The sequence below is a fragment of the Stenotrophomonas sp. STEN056 genome, assembly GCF_056759635.1.
Window position 1 is genome coordinate 31,574 of record NZ_JBRRDL010000014.1, and the last position, 20,080, is coordinate 51,653.

The following is a 20,080-nucleotide window of genomic DNA, read 5'->3' on the forward strand; positions in this document are numbered from 1 at the left end:
AACCCACTCTTAACATTAGCCATTCCAAGATCACCAATTGCCCTGATTAAATTTAGTCCAGTCGATCACTGGAGGTAGAGGAATCTGTGACTCCTCACGATAGAGCCACTCAAGCTCTGGCTGTACTCTCCGACCAACCGGAACAAGAGCACACCAAAAACTGCAATCCCCTACAGGGGAATTAACCAAGCCCGATGTTCTCGTTGGCATAAAGAACGACGCCGCAACATCCAAGATATCTTTCTGCATCCCCGTCTCTTCTACTGCAGCAACCCTAGAGGCCAGGTCTGCAACATAGCTGGAATCGCGCAATGCTCCGGTCTGCGAGGCAGCAGCTGCGACTTTATAGATCGCGAGACTATACTCGACATATGCATCCGGGTGTGTATAGGGATCATCCGGATCTCGGGTTCCCTCCTTTTCAACTGATGCATATCCGTGCCCCAGCACCGGCTTGAAATGGGTGCCATCTCGCTGCACGTGCGCAAATGAATCACCCAAGGCATGCAGAGCCCGTTGATTCTCCTTATTCGAGAGAATTGCCTGCTTTGCTGCGGAATCCCCCTCATTCCTCTTAATATCCGCCAGTATTATAGAAACCCTATCCCCCCAATATTCCTGTATAGCCTTGACCTTCACCGGGTCCGTTTCACCACTCAAGAGATGGTTGTATTGCTGCGGCATATCTGGCTCTCTGCCACGGACAATGTTTTCCGCGGTTATAGCAGCCCGCTTGTCAGTGTCGGGCGACCATGCAGCAAGCGCGATCGCTTTTGCATCCCGCTCTTTGAAGCCCGCCAAATACAGAATGGTTGCCATGGTTGAATAGTGCCCAACTTCCCCCCAGTTGTTGTCGACAGCGTTCCTGGCCGCAGCACTGCCTGCAGCCGCACCGAGCAGACCTTCACGGAAAGAGCCCAGCATCGCACCACCGATGCTTGCTACCGAACTCACAGCCTCCTTCTCCCCAGCGGAAAGATCACCACTGTCCTTATCAAATAGAAACTTGGCAATCGACGGCGCGGCAGCCTCTGCACCTCCTGCTGCCAGCGCCCCAATTAGCGCGCTGTCGCCATTCGCCGAGGCCACTGCAGCGCCGAGTAGTGCGTGCGCCAGTAGATGTGTAGCGCCCCCCTCCTCACCGCGAGTTCCGCCGTCCATGGCATTTCTTGCAGCGTTTTCCTTAAAATACTGTCCAATTTGATATGAGACTGCTGGCGTCAGTGTAGCCGTGACGACTTGACCCGCGCCGCCCGAGGACGCAGCAATTCCGTTCGCAATTGCTCCGACTAGCACACCCGCTTTTTGCAGACGCTCAATCTCCCGATCAGCTTCAAGAGCCGTCGCAATAAGCTGCCCTTTCTGATCAGGCGTCATCGTTGCACTCAGCACGGGATCTGCCAACTGCTTTTTGGCATCTTCCTTCCGCTGCGCTGCCTCATCTATCGAGACATTGATGTCGGCACGGATGCGAAGACCCATATCGACCACCGTCCCGGTCGCCTGCGCCATTGCACGCTGTTCGTAAAGCACCTTCCGCAAGTCCGGCAGTGCATCTATGGCATGGTGCGCGACGCTCGCATCGCCGTTTACGCCTAACTCGGCGACGGTCGTCTTCATACCTCCAATAGAGATTTCACCTTCGGTCAACGTGGCGTATGTGGTGGAGCTATCATGGCCTCTCTCGGATAACGGAATACCCGGGCTAAATGAAGTGCTATTTGCCGAGCCATAACTGCCGCTAGCAATGTTATTGCCGATGTCTTTGAACTGCCCTCCAACACCAGGTGCCCCAACGGGCTTACCATCAGCATCGGCACGCCCATTGCCGGCCGATCCGAACCCACCACTTATGCTGCCCGAACTCGCCCGGTAGTCCATCTCGTTCTTGAAGTCGGTGAACGTCAGCGTCTGTGCGGTCAATTCGCTGTTGCCCGCATTGGTACTGGCAATCGCGCCGCCGACCAAATTCACGTGTCCCGCATCCACGTGGTAACCGCCGTCACCAGCAAACAATCCCGACTGCTGGCCCACGCCCTGGTAGCTACCATTGGCCTTACCTGCACTGACGTAACCGTCTGCGCTCCACGCGGTACCGAACGACACCTGCACGCGGCCGCCCACCTGGCTGTTCTTGGACATGCTTTCAGCCACGTCCTGCAGCGATTCGATGGTCAGCATGCCACCCGTTTGTACATCAACGCGGTCAGCAGTGGCCGCGGCACCACGCAGGGTGGTGTCACCATCGGCCTTCAATGAGATGTTCTGGCCACTGAGGGTGGTGTTCTGCCAGGTGCTGCTGTTCGAGTTCGATTTGCTGCTGCCTACACTGGCTTCTGCATAGACATACACGCCGGTCTGCGCACCGACCGAAACACCCACACCTACTTCCGCACCGGCATTGCTGCTTTTGCTCTTGTCCTGCAGCTGCGCCTGCCCGGCTTCAAGCAATATGTCGCGCGCCGAATCCAGGCTCACCGTGTTGCCCGCGCTCAGGTTGCCTTGCACCACATGGATGTCGCCGCTGGTACTGGTCAGGTTGAGGTTGCCACCCGCCTGCAAGGTAGAACCCTGCGAGACCACACTGCTGCCGTCAGCACTGCTGCTGGCACTCTTGAAGCCGATACCGGCCTCCGCACTGAGCAAGGCGCCACTCCCGCCTATGTCGGCTGCATTGGCAATGGCGCTGGCCGACTGATAGGCGTTGGCCGCAGCCGCCATGCCCTGCATCTGCGCCAACCGGCCGTCAGATTGTCGTGCCCCGTCGACGTTGTTGATCAGATCGATCAGCGGCGACTTTACCCGTGCGAATGCACCGATTTTCAGATCTTCGTCGCTCTGCGAGTAGTGCCCAACCTCATCGGCGGTAAGCACTTCGATCTGCGCCGCGGTGATGTTGATGTCCTTGTCAGCCACTACGTTGCTGGCAATCTGGCTGTAGGTGCCGCCGGCACTCAGATTGACATTGCCGCCCAGGCTGCCGACGTTGCTGGCCACCTGCGAGACCTGTCCGCTGTCGTCTTCATGCTCTTGGCGATGCCAGCCGGAGAACTTCTCGGTATCGGACACCTGCACCGTGCCAATTGCCTTGCTTTGAGAGCTGTTGGCGTTGCTTACCGTGTCCTGGCCACTGCGGATCGTCAGGTCACGCGCTGCGTGGATGTTCACGTCCTTCTCAGCCACGACATTGGCTGCTGTCAGGCGAATATCGCCTTCGCTGGTGGCCATACGCACGCCACCGCCTACCGAAAGTTGGGTACCTGTGATGGTGTCGCTACTGCCGCTGCCTTCGCCACGCGCGTTGTTGGTACCGAACGGCAACCCGTTGGTATTGTTGGCCATGCCCCAGCCCTTGCTGCGACTACTGCCCTCGCTGCTTTCGGTGTTGTGGGCCACATCCAACACGATGTCCTTGGTCGCCAGCAACAGGGCATCACCTTCAGCTGCCATCTGCGCACCTTGGCTATAGATGGAGCCTCCCTTGGCAATCAAGGTCAGGTCGCCACCAGCGCTGAGCTGGCTGACCCGCGCATCACTGATCGAGTCGCTCTGGTTATTGTTGGAACGCTGACTACCTGCAGTAACAACCACGGGCGTGGTCGCCGCACTCAAACCGGAAGCCACACCTTCGGCTGTGCGGGTGATCTTGCCCATGGTCGAGCCGCTGTCCGCCATCCCACTGGTGGTGGAGTCACGGGCACTGCGGTACGCCTTGCCGGGGTCATAGGTCACACCCACCGAGAACCCGCTGGATTTGCTCGATGCGCTGTTCTTTGTGTCCAGGGTATCCTGGCGGGCGATCAGATTGATGTCCTTGCCAGCCAAGGTCAGATCTTGCCCCGCAGCCAGATCAGAGGCCGCAATCGTCAACTGGTTGCCGGCACTTACCGTGAGGTTCCCGTTGATGGACCCCACCGCTGACGCCACCTGGGTGGTGCTCTCCAGCGTGCTTTGCGTGGTGGTCGAGGATTTCCCATAACCCACACTTGCCACACCACCGGACAAGCCTCCAGTCAGGCCTGACTTCTTCTGCCTGAAATCATGTGTTTCCTGGCGGGTGTCCTGCGCTGACTCGATTACCACGTTATTGCCAGCGAAGAGGCCAACGTTGCCGTCACCGACAACCTGCGCACCTTGCAGGGTGAGATCGTTGCCCGCCGCGACACTTACGGTTTGGCCCGTTACCGTGGTTCCCACTGCATAGCTGTCACTCCACGCATCATGCGTGGTGGTGGTCTTGCGCTTGAGGAAGCCCTTCTTGGTGCGTTGCTCGTCGATGGTCAGGTCGTGCTGCTCCTGCTCGGCCAGCAGCTTGACGTCGCGGCCTGCGGACAACCCGACACCGCCGTCTTCGCTGGCGACCGTGGCGGCCTGCAGGGTGATATCGCGCCCGGCCTGCAGCGCGATGTTGCCGCCTGCATTGAGCTCGGTGCCATGCACGGTTTCGTCCGACGCCGAGACCGTCCTGGACCAGCGCTTACCTGCCTGGCTGTCATTCAGTGTGGCCACATCAATGGCGGCGGTGCTATTGATATCACGCCCGGCCTGCACGGCAATCGCATTGCCTGCACTGACTTTGGCGGCGGCCAGGTTGACGTCGTTGCCCGCCTGCAACACCACGTTGCCGGCGCCGTTGACCACACTGCCCACCTGGGTCGTCTGGCTGGTGCTGTAGTGGTTGCGCGCGTCGGTGATGATGTCCACGCGGCGCGTTTCGGTAACCGTGGCGAGGTTGAGATCTCCGCCCGCGGCCAGCACCGTTGCGCCGTTCACGCCCGCATTGACCACCTGCGCAGCAGCCAGGTTGATGTCGCCGCCTGCATTCACCGACAACGCCCCTTGCCCGCCGGAATCGGTCACATACAGGCCAGCCACGCGGTCAATGGTGGTGGTGCGCTGCTGCGACGAACCGCCGGTATCCCACGACTGCGTGGTGGAGGCCACGGTGATGTTGCCACCGGCGTTCACACGCATCGCATCGGTGGCAGTAACCGTACTGCCGATGATGTCGATGTCCTGCCGAGCCTGCAGGCCCACCTGCTGGCCGCTGATGTTGGCGCCGGAGAGGTTGCGGATGTTGCCGGCATCTATCGAGACCAGCTGACGGCCTGCAATGTCGCCCTGGTTGACCAGATCGCCGCGCAGCTTGATGTCCACGTTGGCGCCGGCCAGCAATGCGCCGCTGCGGTCCAGGTCACCGGCCTGCACACGCAGATACACCTGCGGCACCAACGCGGTGGTAGTGGAGCCATCGGCCAGGGTGATGGTCTGCTCGACCAGCCAGACGATGTCGCTGGTCAGCTGTGCCATCTGCGCGGCAGTGAGTGCAATGCCCGGGCGCAGCCCCCAGCCCTTGGCAACCGTTGCGCCGGCTTCCAGCAATGCGCGGTACTGCTCCTCGTCACTGGCGTAGCCATCCAGGAAGCGACGGCCGGTGAGCTCACCAATCTGCTCGCGCACGAGCTTTTGTTCGTAGAAACCATCGCCCAGCCGTTTCTGCGTATTGGCCGGGTCAAAGCCCATCTGCGACAACAGATGGTCTGAACTCAACCAATCGCGGTAGTTGGCAAAGCGTGGGTCGGTCTCCACCAGGTAGCGCCCACCGTTGGCGTCCACCTTGAACAGGCTGGTATTGGGAGCCTTGCCGTTGACCGTGGTTGTGACCACCACCCCCGGGTTGTCGCCTTCAGCCTGCACTGCCGTGGTTTTGCCCAGCGCCGATGCGCCATGGGCCGCAATGTCGCCGCCGGGCCCATTCTGCTGCGCGGCGCCTGGCCCCACGGCAGATGCAGCTTGCGCACTGCGCCCACCCAGGCCCTGCAATTGCCCACCTTCGACACCCGCACCAGCACCTGCACCACCGGCAGTGCCCGGCCCTGCCGCGGCAGCGGTATCCGCACGCGAACCGCTCATGCCCTGCAGCGTTCCGCTCACCACATCAGAAGCCGCACCGGCGCCACCAGCGCCGACTGGCCCTGCGGCAGTTGCAGCGTCCGCACTCCGGCCGCCCATGCCCTGCAACCTTCCACTCGCGACATCAGAGCCCGCACCGGCGCCATCAGCGGCATTCGGCCCCTGTGCGGATGCACCACCAGCCCCTTGGCCACTGGCCTGGTCCGGCCCCTGCACCTGCCCGGTGCCCGGACCAACATTGCCGCCCGCTGGCCCTTGCGTGTTGAGATTGGCAACCAGCGCACCGTCCCGGACATTGGGCGCGTTACGTCCATTGTTGAGGTTGCTCAGGTCACCGACGTCCACTGTCAGCGTGCCGCCAGCGGTGATGCGTCCGCCGACCTGCCCAACCTGTTCGGAAATTTCCGGATTGCTCCAGGTGCTCGACGAACCACCGTATGTATAGGACACATTCCGGAACGAATGTGTGCGGTACAACGTGTAGGCCACGTTATTGACCGATGTGGTGCTCTGGTTGATTCCGCTGACTGTCAGATTCCGGTCAGCGGAGATGTCCGCGTATTGGTTCAGCAGTGCATCGGTACGAATGCGCATGTTGCCGCCGGCATGGATGACGGCATCCGCGCCAGCCGATGCAAGCACATCCTCCACCATCGTGTGGGTAGCAATGCGGTACTTCTCGTTGCCGCTTAGTCTCTGCGGGTGACGCCGCATCTCGGTGAGAATGTGCTCCGGATCGTTGTACTGATACAACGCGGTGAGCTGCACACAGTTGGTCGTGCAGGTGCCATAGGCATTGGAGTAGGAGAGATCATCGTACACATAGTGGAAGGCGGGCGAGCCAGCCTCCGTTTTGCTCAACTCAAAGAAAGGATCATCCGCGCCCTGGGCTACCTGATCAGGATTCGCCTGGTTGTCCTGGCGGCCGGTGTAATAGATCGTCATGGTTGCTTCGCCCATGACCAACCGGGAACGCTCCCCCTTGGCGCCATATGCCGCGCCGCGACCAAACAGGTAGGCACTGGTCTGCGGCGTGACGCGGATGACCGCCTTGCGGATCATGTAACCATCCGGCGTCACATACGATGTGTCTTCGAGAATGTCGTCGGCACTGAGGTAATACACCTCATAGGCCCGGTAATTCGAGCTTTTTCTGAAGTCTGAACCGTTGTTACTGCCGTTGTTGAACCAGCCCGGCTGGTCCATCCGAACCGACGGCTTGACCGTCGTCGACTGGGTGACAACCACATTCTCGCGAATGTTGTTGACCGCCAGCGATGCAATATCCAGGTCGCCGCTGACCTCGATGGTCGAGCTGATGTTGTCAATCTTTGCCGCTGTACCTGCGGCAATACGGTTGGCACCCAGCTGGCCGCCGATGGCGGCATCGCCATCACTGAAGATCAAGCTCTGCCCGGTGTTGCTGAGCACGCCTGCACCGATATCCAGCCGCTCGCGTGCAGCGATGGTTGCGGCGCTGTCAACGCCGGCAACGGTTTCAGCGCGGTTGAGCAGGCTCCCGGCCTGGATGGCAACGTGGTCACCATAGATGCGGCCGCTTCCAACGTTGTCCAGCGTGCTGGCCTGGATGTGATTGACGACACCATCCAGCAGGCCGCGATTGACGATGGAACCACCTGCAACGAGATGCGTCAGGCCGGCGCTGCTGATCTCACCACTGCTGGCATTGTCGATGCGATTGGCCTGGACCTGCAGGTCGCCGCCCTGCAGTTTGCCCCGGTTGTCCAACAAGCCCTGCGTATTGACGGTGAGTTTTCCGTTGGCGGCCACCTGGTCGGCATTGGTGAAACCCTCGACCAGGTTCAGCGTCGCATCACCCTGCGAAAGCACTTTTCCGTCACCACTGAGGTGGCGCGCGTCCAACTGCAGATTGCCGCCGGACACCAGCGTGCCCTGTATGTTGATGGCATTGTCAACACGCACGACAAGATTCCCGCCCGTCGACACCTGGCCGCTGCTGTTGTTCAACGTGCCGGTCAGTTCAAGATTTGCGCTGTCGCCTGCGATCACCTGCCCTTGTCGGTTGTCCAGGTGCTGCGCCTTCACCTGCAGGTTGTCGGCCTGGAGCCCAAGCGCCGGGTTGCCCGCCGTATTGCGGTTGTCCACCGTCGTCGCCCGCAACACCAGGTTGCCCGTGGCTGCGAGCAGGCCCGCATTGTTGTCCAGCGCACCCTGCAGGGTGATGTCGGCATTACGGCCTGACTTCACCTCACCCGTGTTGTTGGCCAGTGAAGCCGCACGGAGCGTCAAGTCCGATGCGCTGACCAGGGAGCCCCCCTGCGTATTGTCGAATACCCCGGTGCCCAGCTGGGCGTTACCTTGCGCGAATATCGCACCGGCACGGTTGTCCACGTTTCCGCTGGTTATCGCAAGCGTCCCCGCACTCACAATGCCGCCCGCGGTACCGGAGTTCCGGTTGGTCAGTGCATTGCCGGCGGTGTTGATACTGAGCCCGGCGGCGGACTGGACCAACCCGCCCGTGTTGTCCAAGGCGCCACTGCGGACATCGAGCTTGCCGCTCAAACTAGCCAGGGTGCCGGAACGGTTGTTCAACACGGCACCACGTGTATCAACATCAACGCTTCCGCCTAGAACCGTACCCGCCTCGTTTGCCAGGCCCTGGCCAGAGACCGTGAGCGCCTTGCCTGCCTGTATCAGGCCGGATTCGTTGCTGATCTTGCCAACAGCGGTTGCCGAGAGGGCAGCTCCCGCAGCCAGAGTGCCGTTGCGGTTATCAATGCTCCCGCCGGTTATCACAGCATCGCCGCCGCCGGAAACGACACCTTCGTCCCGGTTGTCCAGCAACCCATCCACGTCAAGAACCAACCGGGATGATTCCGCCGCGTGCAGCGTTCCCGCGCGATTGTCGAAGGAGCCTGCTTCTACCGTTGCATTGCCGGCCGTGAGAATGCTGCCGCTTCTGTTTTCCAGCGCGCCGCCCACTTTCACGCGATTGACGCCTGCTCCCGCCGCCTGCAGCACACCTTGATTGTTGACGAAGCTTCCAGCGGTCAGGTCCACCGCGCCATTGCTGCCCACGGTGCCGCCGGTGTTGTCCAGGCGGTTGCGTACCGTCAGTTGCAGCGCCTCGGTGCCGGTGGCCGAGAGCTGCCCGCCGGCGGTGGTCAGGTCGCCCGTGGTGATGTTGATGCGTTGTGCCGAGGTGGTGCCGTTGCGCAGGTCGGTGGTTTGTCCGCTGAGGGTCAACGCGCCGTTGCTCAGCACGGTACCGCCTTGTCCCTGCATCGTTGCCGCATCGATGGACAGGCTGCCGCTGCCGGCGTGCTGCACGGTGCCGCCGGCATTGCCCAGCGTGGTGGCCGTCAGCGACAGGTCGCCATTGCTGGCAATCGTGCCGCCCTGGCCGTTGTCCAGCGTGCCCTGCACGCGCAGCGTGTTGGCCTGCGTGCCGGTCGCCACCACGGTGCCGCCGCGGTTGTCGAAGCCAGTGGCATCAACGGTGAGTTGCGTGGCATTGAGGGTGGCATTGCGGTGATCCACCGCGCCGGCGTTCAAGGTCAGCGCACCGGCCGTGGCGATCAGGCCGCGCTGGCCATCCAACTGGCCGGTGGTGATCGACAAGTCCTTGGTGCCGGCATGGCTGAGCGTGCCGTCTTCGTTGACCAGGCTGCCCGCCGCCAGCGTCAGCGACTGCGCGTTGCTGGCAATCGTGCCGGCGCTGTTGTCCAGTTGGCCGGTAATGGTGAGTTGCGTATCGGCCGTACCGGCCGCACTGAGCGTGCCTTCGCGGTTGGACAAGGCCCCGGCGGCCACCTCCAGCGCGCCATTGGCGGCGATGGTGCCGCGGTCATTGTTCAGCGCATCGCGCACCTGCAGCTGCAGGGCCTGATCGCCCGTGGAAGCCACCGTGCCGTCGGCCGTGGTCAGGCTGCCGGCGCTGATCGCCACCTGCCTGGCGCGCGTGGTGCCGCCCTGCAGATCGATGGCCTCGCCCTGCAGATCCAGCAGGCCATTGCCGACAATCGTGCCGCCCTTGCCATGCAGTGTGTTCACGGCGATCTGCAGTTCGCCGTCACCGGCGTGTTCAACCGCGCCGCCCTGGTTATCCAGCGTGTCCGCATCCAGGCTCAGGTCGCCACCGGCAGTCAGGCGGCCGCCGTTGCGGTTGTCCAGCAGGCCATCCACGCTCAGCTGCAGCGTGGCCTTGTCGGCCGCCAGCACGGTGCCGCCAGCATTGTTCAACTGCCCGGTCTGCAGTTGCACATCACCATTGCTGGAGAGCGTGCCGCCCCGGTTGTCCAACTGTTGCGTGACCTGCAGGCGCGAGGCGCCGGTGCCGGCGGCAATCAGCTTGCCCTGGTCGTTGATGAAATGCGCTGCGGTCAGATCCACCGCGCCATTGCTGCCCACGGTGCCGCCGGTGTTGTCCAAGCGGTTGCGTACCGTCAGCTGCAGCGCCTCAGTGCCGGTGGCCGAGAGCTGTCCGCCGGCGGTGGTCAGGTCGCCGCTGGTGATGTTGATGCGTTGTGCCGAGGTGGTGCCGTTGCGCAGGTCGGTGGTTTGCCCAGTGAGGGTCAACGCGCCGTTGCTCAGCACGGTGCCGCCTTGTCCCTGCATCGTTGCCGCATCGATGGACAGGCTGCCGCTGCCGGCGTGCTGCACGGTGCCGCCGGCATTGCCCAGCGTGGCGGCCGTCAGCGACAGGTCGCCATTGCTGGCAATCGTGCCGCCCTGGCCGTTGTCCAGCGTGCCCTGCACGCGCAGCGTGTTGGCCTGCGTGCCGGTCGCCACCACGGTGCCGCCACGGTTGTCGAAGCCGGTGGCATCAACGGTAAGTTGCGTAGCATTGAGGGTGGCATTGCGGTGATCCACCGCGCCGGCGTTCAAGCGCAACGCGCCGGCCGTGGCGATCAGGCCACGCTGGCCATCGAGTTGGCCGGTGGTGATCGACAAGTCCCTGGTGCCGGCATGGCTGAGCGTGCCGTCTTCGTTGACCAGGCTGCCCGCCGCCAGCGTCAGCGACTGCGCGTTGCTGGCAATCGTGCCGGCGCTGTTGTCCAGTTGGCCGGTAACGGTGAGTTGCGTGTCGGCCGTACCGGCCGCACTGAGCGTGCCCTCGCGGTTGGACAAGGCCCCGGCGGCCACGTCCAGCGCGCCATTGGCGGCGATGGTGCCGCGGTCATTGTTCAGCGCATCGCGCACCTGCAGCTGCAGAGTCTGATCGCCGGTGGAAGCCAGCGTGCCGTCGGCCGTGGTCAAGCTGCCGGCGCTGATCGCCACCTGCCTGGCGCGCGTGGTGCCGCCCTGCAGATTGATGGCCTCGCCCTGCAGATCCAGCAGGCCATTGCCGACAATCGTGCCGCCCTTGCCGTGCAGGGTGTTCACGGCGATCTGCAGTTCGCCATCACCGGCGTGTTCGACCGCACCGCCCTGGTTATCCAGCGTGTCCGCATCCAGGCTCAGATCGCCCCCTGCAGTCAGGCGGCCGCCGTTGCGGTTGTCCAGCAGGCCGTCCACGCTCAGTTGCAGCGTGGCCTTGTCTGCTGCCAGCACGGTACCGCCGGCATTGTTCAACTGCCCGGTCTGCAGCTGCACATCACCATTGCTGGAGAGCGTGCCGCCCCGGTTGTCCAGCTGCTGCGTCACCTGCAGGCGTGATGCGCCGGTGCCGGCGGCAATCAGCTTGCCCTGGTCGTTGATGAAATGCGTTGCAGTCAGATCCACCGCGCCATTGCTTCCCACGGTGCCGCCGGTGTTGTCCAGGCGGTTGCGTACCGTCAGCTGCAGCGCCTCAGTGCCGGTGGCCGAGAGCTGTCCGCCAGCCGTGGTCAGGTCGCCCGTGGTGATGTTGATGCGTTGTGCCGAGGTGGTGCCGTTGCGCAGGTCGGTGGTTTGCCCGCTGAGGGTCAACGCGCCGTTGCTCAGCACGGTGCCGCCTTGTCCCTGCATCGTTGCCGCATCGATGGACAGGCTGCCGCTGCCGGCGTGCTGCACGGTGCCGCCGGCATTGCCCAGCGAGGCGGCCGTCAGCGACAGGTCGCCATTGCTGGCAATCGTGCCGCCCTGGCCGTTGTCCAGCGTGCCCTGCACGCGCAGCGTGTTGGCCTGTGTGCCGGTCGCCACCACGGTGCCGCCGCGGTTGTCGAAGCCGGCGGCATCAACGGTGAGTTGCGTGGCATTGAGGGTGGCATTGCGGTGATCCACCGCACCGGCGGTCAGCGTCAACGCACCGGCCGTGGCGATCAGGCCACGCTGGCCATCGAGCTGGCCGGTGGTGATGTTCAGACCCTGCGTACCGGCATGGCTGATGGTGCCGTCTTCGTTGACCAGGCTGCCCGCCGCCAGCGTCAGCGACTGCGCGTTGCTGGCAATCGTGCCGGCACTGTTGTCCAGTTGGCCGGTAACGGTGAGTTGCGTGTCGGCCGTACCGGCCGCGCTGAGCGTGCCTTCGCGGTTGGACAAGGCCCCGGCGGCCACGTCCAGCGCGCCATTGGCGGCGATGGTGCCGCGGTCATTGTTCAGCGCATCGCGCACCTGCAGCTGCAGGGCCTGATCGCCGGTGGAAGCCAGCGTGCCGTCGGCCGTGCTCAGGCTACCGGCGCTGATCGCTACCTGCCTGGCGCGCGTGGTGCCACCCTGCAGGTCGATGGCCTCGCCCTGCAGATCCAGCAGGCCATTGCCGACAATCGTGCCGCCCTTGCCGTGCAGTGTGTTCACGGCAATCTGCAGTTCGCCGTCACCGGCGTGCTCGACCGCACCGCCCTGGTTATCCAGCGTGTCCGCATCCAGGCTCAGGTCGCCCCCTGCAGTCAGGCGGCCGCCGTTGCGGTTGTCCAGCAGGCCATCCACGCTCAGCTGCAGCGTGGCCTTGTCGGCCGCCAGCACGGTGCCGCCAGCATTGTTCAACTGCCCGGTCTTCAGTTGCACATCGCCATTGCTGGAGAGCGTGCCGCCCCGGTTGTCCAGCTGCTGCGTCACCTGCAGGCGCGAGGCGCCGGTGCCGGCGGCAATCAGCTTGCCCTGGTCGTTGATGAAATGCGCTGCGGTCAGATCCACCGCGCCATTGCCACCGATGGTGCCGCCGGTGTTGTCCAGGCGGTTGCGTACCGTCAGCTGCAGCGCCTCGGTGCCGGTGGCCGAGAGCTGGCCGCCGGCGGTGGTCAGATCACCCGTGGTGATGTTGATGCGTTGGGCCGAGGTGGTGCCGTTGCGCAGGTCCGTGGTTTGCCCGCTGAGGGTCAACGCGCCGTTGCTCAGCACGGTGCCGCCTTCACCGTTCACGGTGGCCGCATCGATGGACAGACCGCCGCTGCCGGCGTGCTGCACCGTGCCGCCGGCATTGCCCAGCGTGGCGGCCGTCAGCGACAGGTCGCCATTGCTGGCAACCGTGCCGCCCTGGCCGTTGTCCAGCGTGCCCTGCACGCGCAGCGTGTTGGCCTGTGTGCCGGTCGCCACCACGGTGCCGCCGCGGTTGTCGAAGCCGGCGGCATCAACGGTGAGTTGCGTGGCATTGAGGGTGGCATTGCGGTGATCCACCGCACCGGCGTTCAAGCGCAACGCGCCGGCCGTGGCGATCAAACCGCGCTGGCCATCCAGTTGGTCGGTGGTGATCGACAAGTCCTTGGTGCCGGCATGGCTGAGCGTGCCGTCTTCGTTGACCAGGCTGCCCGCCGCCAGCGTCAGCGACTGCGCGTTGCTGGCAATCGTGCCGGCGCTGTTGTCTAGTTGGCCTGCAACTCCCCAGTCCGTCGCCTGCCGGGCGGTGTGTTCAATGGCACCACCGCGGTTGATCAACGACTGAACGGATAGCTCGAACGCGCCGGAGACACTCCACAGTCCCTTGCTGTTGTCGACAGCGGCACCGTGGATACCTGCATCCCCCTGCACTTTCAGGGTGCCGCCGACGTTGCGCAGCTCGCCGCCGCTCACCGACAACGTTTCCACGCCGATCCGGCCACCGCTGTTGTCCAGATCACGCTCCACCGACAACTGCATCGTTCCCAGCGCCTCGATGCGGCCGGCATCATTGTCCAGTGTTCCGCCAATATTCAGCGCACCCGCAGCCAACGGCGCGATGACAGGCGGTGTGCCGCCTCCGGTCCCACCACTCCCACCATCGACACCACCGGAATTGCCATCGCCGGGCATCCCCGTGCCGCCACCACCCACACCACCGGAGCTTCCACCACTACCGGCCGCCTCCACGGCGCCAATGCGCCCGTCGTGGCGATTGCTCAGCCCTGCCGCCTTGACGACCAGCTCCTGCGCCCCGGTCTGTTCGATTGCACCGTCCTGGTTGCGCAGCGAGGCCGCGTTGATCTCCAGGCGACGGCCATTGAGCGTGCCACCGCTGTTGTCCAGGTCGGCCGTGGTGTCGAGGCGCGCTTCGCGGACAGCGCTGATGGTGCCGCTGTTGGCAATGCCGCCACTGGCGGTCAGCTTCGTATCCTGCAGCGACTGCAACGCACCTGTGTTCTCGATGCGGCCATCTGCGGTGACCACTAGCTCACCGGCCTGGGCGCCGATGTTGCCGGCGTTGCGCATGCCCAGGCCGTGTTCGTTGCCCACCAGCCAGATCTTGTTGGCATACATGCCACCCAGCGCACCCACGTCCAATGCAAACGCAGGGGCCTGGCCACTGCTCTGCTGGGCAACAACGCTGCTGTGATCGGCACTGACGACATTGCTGCCCAGGCTCGCCTGCAGCTGGTTGGCCCAGATACCGGCGCTGACATCCAGCGAGCGGGTGATGATGTCGGTGTAGTCGGTGCGGCTGGCGTCCAGGCCAGCGCCGCTGATGCGTATGGCACCGCCGTCCACGCGGTACCCGTCCAGTGCACCGGCGTTGACGATGGGAGTGCCAGTGGTCAGCGTCACCCGGCTTGCATTGAGGAAACCGCCACCGTCCACCTGGATGCCGGCCGGGTTGGCGATCACCACCTGCGCGCGGTCACCGGCCACCTCGACATAGCCACGCAACTGGCTGGGGTCGGCACTGTTGACCTCGTTGAGGATCACCCGTGCCGTACCTGTCGCAAGGTTTGGATTGCCCTGCACCCAACCACCCAGTTCCGTCAGTACGTTGGTGCGTGAGTTGTTGAGGATGGCGCCATCGCTGCCGACATCGAACTGGCGGTAGCTGTTGCGCGAAACCCCCTTGGCACTGGGCGTGGTGATGTTGACCTGCGGCGTGCCATTTGCCGATGTCACCACCGTGGGACGCTGCTTCGCAGGTGCAGTGGGGTCGCCGACAATCCGCCCGGCGTGTTGCGCCGCTGCCTGTTGCGCGGACAGTGGCTGCACCAGCCCCACCCAGCCCATCACCAGCCACAGCGCGAAGCTCATCGGCCGCAACGTGGCCATCGACTGTCCGTCACCACTGCAAAGGCCACCCTTGGTTGCCTTTACCAACTCCGACGCTACCTGCCAGACACCCAGGGTACGGTTGTAGATCAGACGATAGACACGATTCATGGCATTGCTTCCTTTCTATGCTTGTTGTTGTGACCCGCCGATACGCATGCTGCAGACACCTGCGGCCCTCACGGGCTCATGCGGTCAGAACGAGGCGCCAAGGCTGAAACCGAAGGTGGTGTAAGCGGTGGGGAAACCGCGTGGCTTGTGCAGTGGGCTGCCGACGAACACGTCCCAGTGCGCGGGGCCGACGCCACCGCGCAGGCCCATCGCAGCGCCGGCCAGGTAATCCCCCATCTGCCAGCGCGTGGATGGGCCACCCACATGTCCGTAGTCCGCGCCCAGGTAGGCTTCCTGGCCCCCACCCAGGGCGAAGCCCAGTTCATTGCGCAGCACCCAGCCGCGCTCGCCGGTCAATGACATTTCGCCGTCAAAACCGCGCACGGTGTAGCGGCCACCAATGGAGAAGCGATCCTGCGGCACCAGCAACGAACGGTTCCATTGCGCGCGCCAGCTGCTGGTGTAACGCACCGATTGCTTGCCAAGTTTGAACGGCACCATCAGCTGCGCATCGGCGGTGATGATGCGGCCGAGAGCGGTGCCCTCGCCAAAGGCTTCCTCCGGTGCGGGCAGCGCATCAAACGCCCGGGTGCCACGCCGATACGCCAGGCTGGCGTCCAGCGTGCTGCTGCCGATGAAGTGCTTGTGGGTGATGCCCAGCTCCCAGCCGGCCATGCGCCTGCGCTGCACTTCAATCTCGACATCGTCGATGAAGTTGTTCGAGTCACGGTACCAGCCGCGCGCATAGCCACTGGTCTTGAAGCTGGCATTGCGGAACAGCATGCGCGTGAGCCGCACTTCGGCATTGCGGCTTGAACCACTGTAAACGTAGGTCTCGTAGGCGCCGGCCACCGACTGCCGATAGTCGTAGTCACTGGCATTGAGGCCGAGCAGCCACTGCCCCACCGGCACGCTGTAGTGCGCGGCCCAGCTGTCCGTATCGCGGCCACTGCCGTTGAAAACAGACTTGCCCGCGTTGAAATAGAACAAGTCGTTCAACCGCGCCAGGTTGTCCAGCGACACCGTGGCACCGGCCTGCAGCTTGCCGGTGGATTCGCTGCCCGAATCGTCCAGGGTCAGGTTGACGCGGACCCTGGAACGTTGTTTCCAGGTGATCAGCAGGTCGCTTTCCCCCGGCTTTGTGCTGGCGCCTTCTGCCGGTGGGGCGATCTGGATGTCGACGGTTGCGGTGGGCACGCGCTGGAAGTTTTCCAGCGCCTGTTCGATGTCACGCAGGTTCAGCAGATCACCCGCGCGGGCCGGCATTGCATTCCACAACGCCGGATGCGGCTGGGTGCCGTCGGCAAAGCGGATGGCGTGGATGCGCCCGGGCACCACGGTCAGGGCCAATGCACCACTTTTGAGATCCTGCGGCGCGGCAAGGATGCGGGTGGTGACGTAACCGCGCGCGATGATTGCGTTCTGCACCCGCTTCATCACGATGTCCACACCGGCCGTACCCAGGCAGCGCCCGGTAGCCGGGTCGCCCTTCGGGTCCGCCGCCTTCAACGCCCATTGGAAGCGTGCGGCATCCTCGCCTTCCAGGGCGATGCGATTGATGGGGAAGCAAGGCGTTTCAGCAGATGGCAAGGCACCCACCGACGCTTCCCCGGCGGGTTGCAGGCGCGCATCCGGCCGTGTTTCCTGCTGCTCACGCAATACGCGTTCGCGTTCCTGCTGGCGTAGCAGCTCCTGTGTGCTTGCATCGGCGGTCTGCGCCTGGGCGCTCCCGGAGCCGACCAACGCAGCGCATGCCAGCGCCAACAATCCCCTGCGCGCCGTCCATGGGCCACGCCCCCGCAATCCCTTGTTTTCCATGTAGCCCCGCTGTCCTTGTTCAGCTGCAATCCGCAGCTGCGCGGAATGACTGGGGCGTGCGCACCATTCCGGAAAACATCGGCCCTGCAGTCAAAGCCCGGGAACCTCATGTCCCCCGACTGCAACCGCCCCCTGTGAACCAATCTGCGGCGGGATGGTAACAAAACATCACCACCAACAGCTTCACAAGCAACGGAAACTATTTTTTATCTGAGAACGCATTGGCATGTGCTGATAGCCAATATTCCCTTTTGGTTCGCTCGCTCGCCGGATCGATCAACCTGACAACGGTGCAATGCAGGCTCCCGCGCGGGATAAGAGTTCTAGCAGAGCAACGCAAGAGCCAACCCACGCGCAGATAACGTGGCAATTCACGGCCTTTATCCGTGGCGCGCAGCGCAATTCCACCGAAACCATTGCGACGCCCGAAAGGAAAGAACACGCCGTTTGAACAAAAAAAAATCCCAGCAGGCGCAAGGCCTGGCTGGGATTCTGTCTACACGACCGTGCCGTTAGAAATCAGAATGGAATATCGTCGTCGGCAAAGTCATCCATCGGCGGTGCCGACTGCTGCTGAGCCGGGGCCGGGCGCTGCTGGCGTTGACCACCGCCGTAACCGCCGCCCTGGTCCTGGTTGCCGTAACCGCCCTGACCACCGCCCTGCTGGCGCGGGGCCGACTGGCGCTGCGGACGCTCACCGCCGAAGTTGCCGCCGCCACCGCCGCCTTCACCACGCCCGCCGAGCATCTGCATCTCGTTGGCGACGATGTCGGTGGTGTACTTCTCCACGCCGTCCTGGCCGGTGTACTTGTCGTAGCGCAGTTCGCCTTCGACGTAGACCGAGCTGCCCTTGCGCAGGTACTCACCGGCAATCTCGCCGAGCTTGCCGAAGAACACCACGCGGTGCCATTCGGTGCGCTCCTGCTGGTTGCCGTCACGGTCCTTGCGGACGCTGGTGGTGGCCAGGCTGATGCGGGTGATTGCCATGCCGGCCTGGGTGTACTTGGTGTCCGGGTCGTTGCCGAGGTTGCCGACGAGGATGACTTTATTGATGCCGCGGGCCATAGGGTTCCTACTCTTCCGTTGGGGTCCACCCGCCGGATGCGGGCAATAGCCATGGGATTATATCGCCCCCGCGGGCCGATATCGGCCCGCCGCGGCATCCCTTGTGGGCCAAGGCCTTTGCCGGCCCTGGCCGGCTCCCGGACAGCCAGCCGGAGGACGCAGGGGACTATCCTGTCCGGTTCCAGCCAACAACTGGCCCGCGGGCGACCTCGCCTGTCCCAGCACATGTCGGCGCATGGCATGATGCCCACGTCATTCACGTTGCCGGTCCTGATGTCGATCAAGGGTAAAGCCACTTCACTGGATATCGCGCACATGGCCGGGGTGTCCCAGCCCACGGTGTCGCGTGCCCTGCGCGGCAGTCCGATGGTCAACGCCGAGACCCGCCAGCGCATCCTGGAGATCGCCCGGCAGCTGAACTACAAGGTGGACAAGAACGCTTCCAGCCTGCGTTGCCAGCAATCCGGCACGCTGGCGCTGCTGTTCTTCGAGGACCCCACCCCGGACGACTCATTGATAAACCCGTTCTTCCATTCAATGCTCGGCTCGATCACCCGCGCCTGCGCGCTGCACGGGCACGACCTGTTGGTGTCGTTCCAGCAGCTGTCCAGCGACTGGCATGCCGATTTCGAGGACAGCAACAAGGCCGACGGCATCATCCTGCTCGGGTATGGCGACTATCACGAATCGGTGGCGCGCCTGCAGCGGCTGGTGGAGCAAGGCACGCATTTCGTGCGTTGGGGCGCCGCCCTGCCCGGCCAGCCGGGGGTGTCCGTGGGCAGTGACAACTTCCAGGGCGGCTTCGACATCACCGCGCATCTGCTTGAACAGGGTTGCCGTCGCATTGCCTTCCTCGGCCACGCGTCCAGCCATTACCCCGAGTTCGAGGAACGCTACCGTGGCCATGCCGACGCCCTCCGGGCGCGCGGGCTGGCGCCGGACGGTGCGCTTCAACACGACGCGATCACCACCGAGGAGTCCGGCCATGCTGCCTGCCTGGCCCTGCTGGATCGCGGCGAACACTTTGATGCGGTCTGCGCCGCCAGCGACCTGATCGCCATCGGCGCGCTGCGGGCACTGCGCGAGCGTGGGCTGCGGGTACCGGAGGATGTGCTGGTCACCGGCTTTGACGATATCCCGCTGGCCGCCTCGGTCTCGCCGGCACTGACCACCGTGCAGCAGGACACCAAGCAGGCCGGCCAGTTGCTGATCGAAAAACTGCTGGGGCTGATCGCCCGCGAGCCGGTGGAGGGCATCAACATCCCGGCGAAGCTGGTGCTGCGCGAGTCGTCACGACGCAGCGTTGCGTAGGAGCGGCTTCAGCCGCGAAGCTCCTACGTTATTCACCGCGCCGCTAACCGCGACACTGCGGAATTCACGCTGATTCGCACAATTCCAGCTTCGCGGCTGAAGCCGCTCCCACGCTGTAATCCGGTCATTTCCGTCAGCTGAAATCCTTGAGGATTTCGCCAACGCCGGACGGGGAAATTTCAAAGCCCAGCGAGGTGCCGGGGTTGATCACCACGCCATAACCACCGGGTACGCGACGCAGCACCTCAAGCATCAACATGCGGACGTTGTGCGGCGCCTGTTGGCTGTTGAAGCCCACCCGTGCCATGTCGGTGAACACCGCCACATGCAGCACGCCCTGCTTGTCGAACAGCAACGGGTCGAAGCCGCTGCCATCCGGCGTCACCAGGCTGCCAGTGAGCAGCACCACTTCGGAGGCAACGAATGCCTGCATGAAGGCCTTGATTGGCAGTTTGCCTTCCATCGCCGTCTGCAGCAGGGTTTCGATGGGGGTCTGCGGGGGGAGCTCGTTCATGGC

5 protein-coding genes are annotated in these 20,080 nt (G+C 63.7%); 1 reads left to right on the plus strand and 4 read right to left on the minus strand.

Annotation, left to right across the window (positions count from 1 at the left end; translation table 11 throughout):
* Positions 1–30: 30 nt before the first annotated feature.
* From ACVOLO_RS09500 to ACVOLO_RS09510, 3 genes are all read right to left on the minus strand, one after another.
* Positions 31–15,369, minus strand: a complete 15,339-nt coding sequence (locus ACVOLO_RS09500) for a hemagglutinin repeat-containing protein (RefSeq protein ID WP_481570008.1) — start codon at positions 15,367–15,369, stop codon at positions 31–33.
* An 84-nt stretch (positions 15,370–15,453) separates the two neighbouring features.
* The gene (locus tag ACVOLO_RS09505) at positions 15,454–17,187 is read right to left on the minus strand and encodes a ShlB/FhaC/HecB family hemolysin secretion/activation protein (protein ID WP_481570009.1); all 1,734 of its coding nucleotides are present in this window, start codon (positions 17,185–17,187) and stop codon (positions 15,454–15,456) included.
* A 519-nt stretch (positions 17,188–17,706) separates the two neighbouring features.
* Entirely contained in the window at positions 17,707–18,252 is a 546-nt protein-coding gene (locus tag ACVOLO_RS09510) for a single-stranded DNA-binding protein (RefSeq protein WP_481570010.1), read from the minus strand.
* 273 nt (positions 18,253–18,525) lie between these two features.
* Here ACVOLO_RS09510 and ACVOLO_RS09515 point away from each other — a divergent pair, with 273 nt between their 5' ends.
* The gene (locus tag ACVOLO_RS09515) at positions 18,526–19,563 is read left to right on the plus strand and encodes a LacI family DNA-binding transcriptional regulator (protein WP_481570047.1); all 1,038 of its coding nucleotides are present in this window, start codon (positions 18,526–18,528) and stop codon (positions 19,561–19,563) included.
* A gap of 133 nt (positions 19,564–19,696) precedes the next feature.
* On the opposite strand, the gene ACVOLO_RS09520 is transcribed toward ACVOLO_RS09515, so the two are convergent.
* A complete protein-coding gene (locus ACVOLO_RS09520; RefSeq protein WP_481570011.1) occupies positions 19,697–20,077 on the minus strand; it encodes an SseB family protein in 381 nt (126 codons plus the stop codon).
* Between the last annotated feature and the right edge of the window lie 3 nt (positions 20,078–20,080).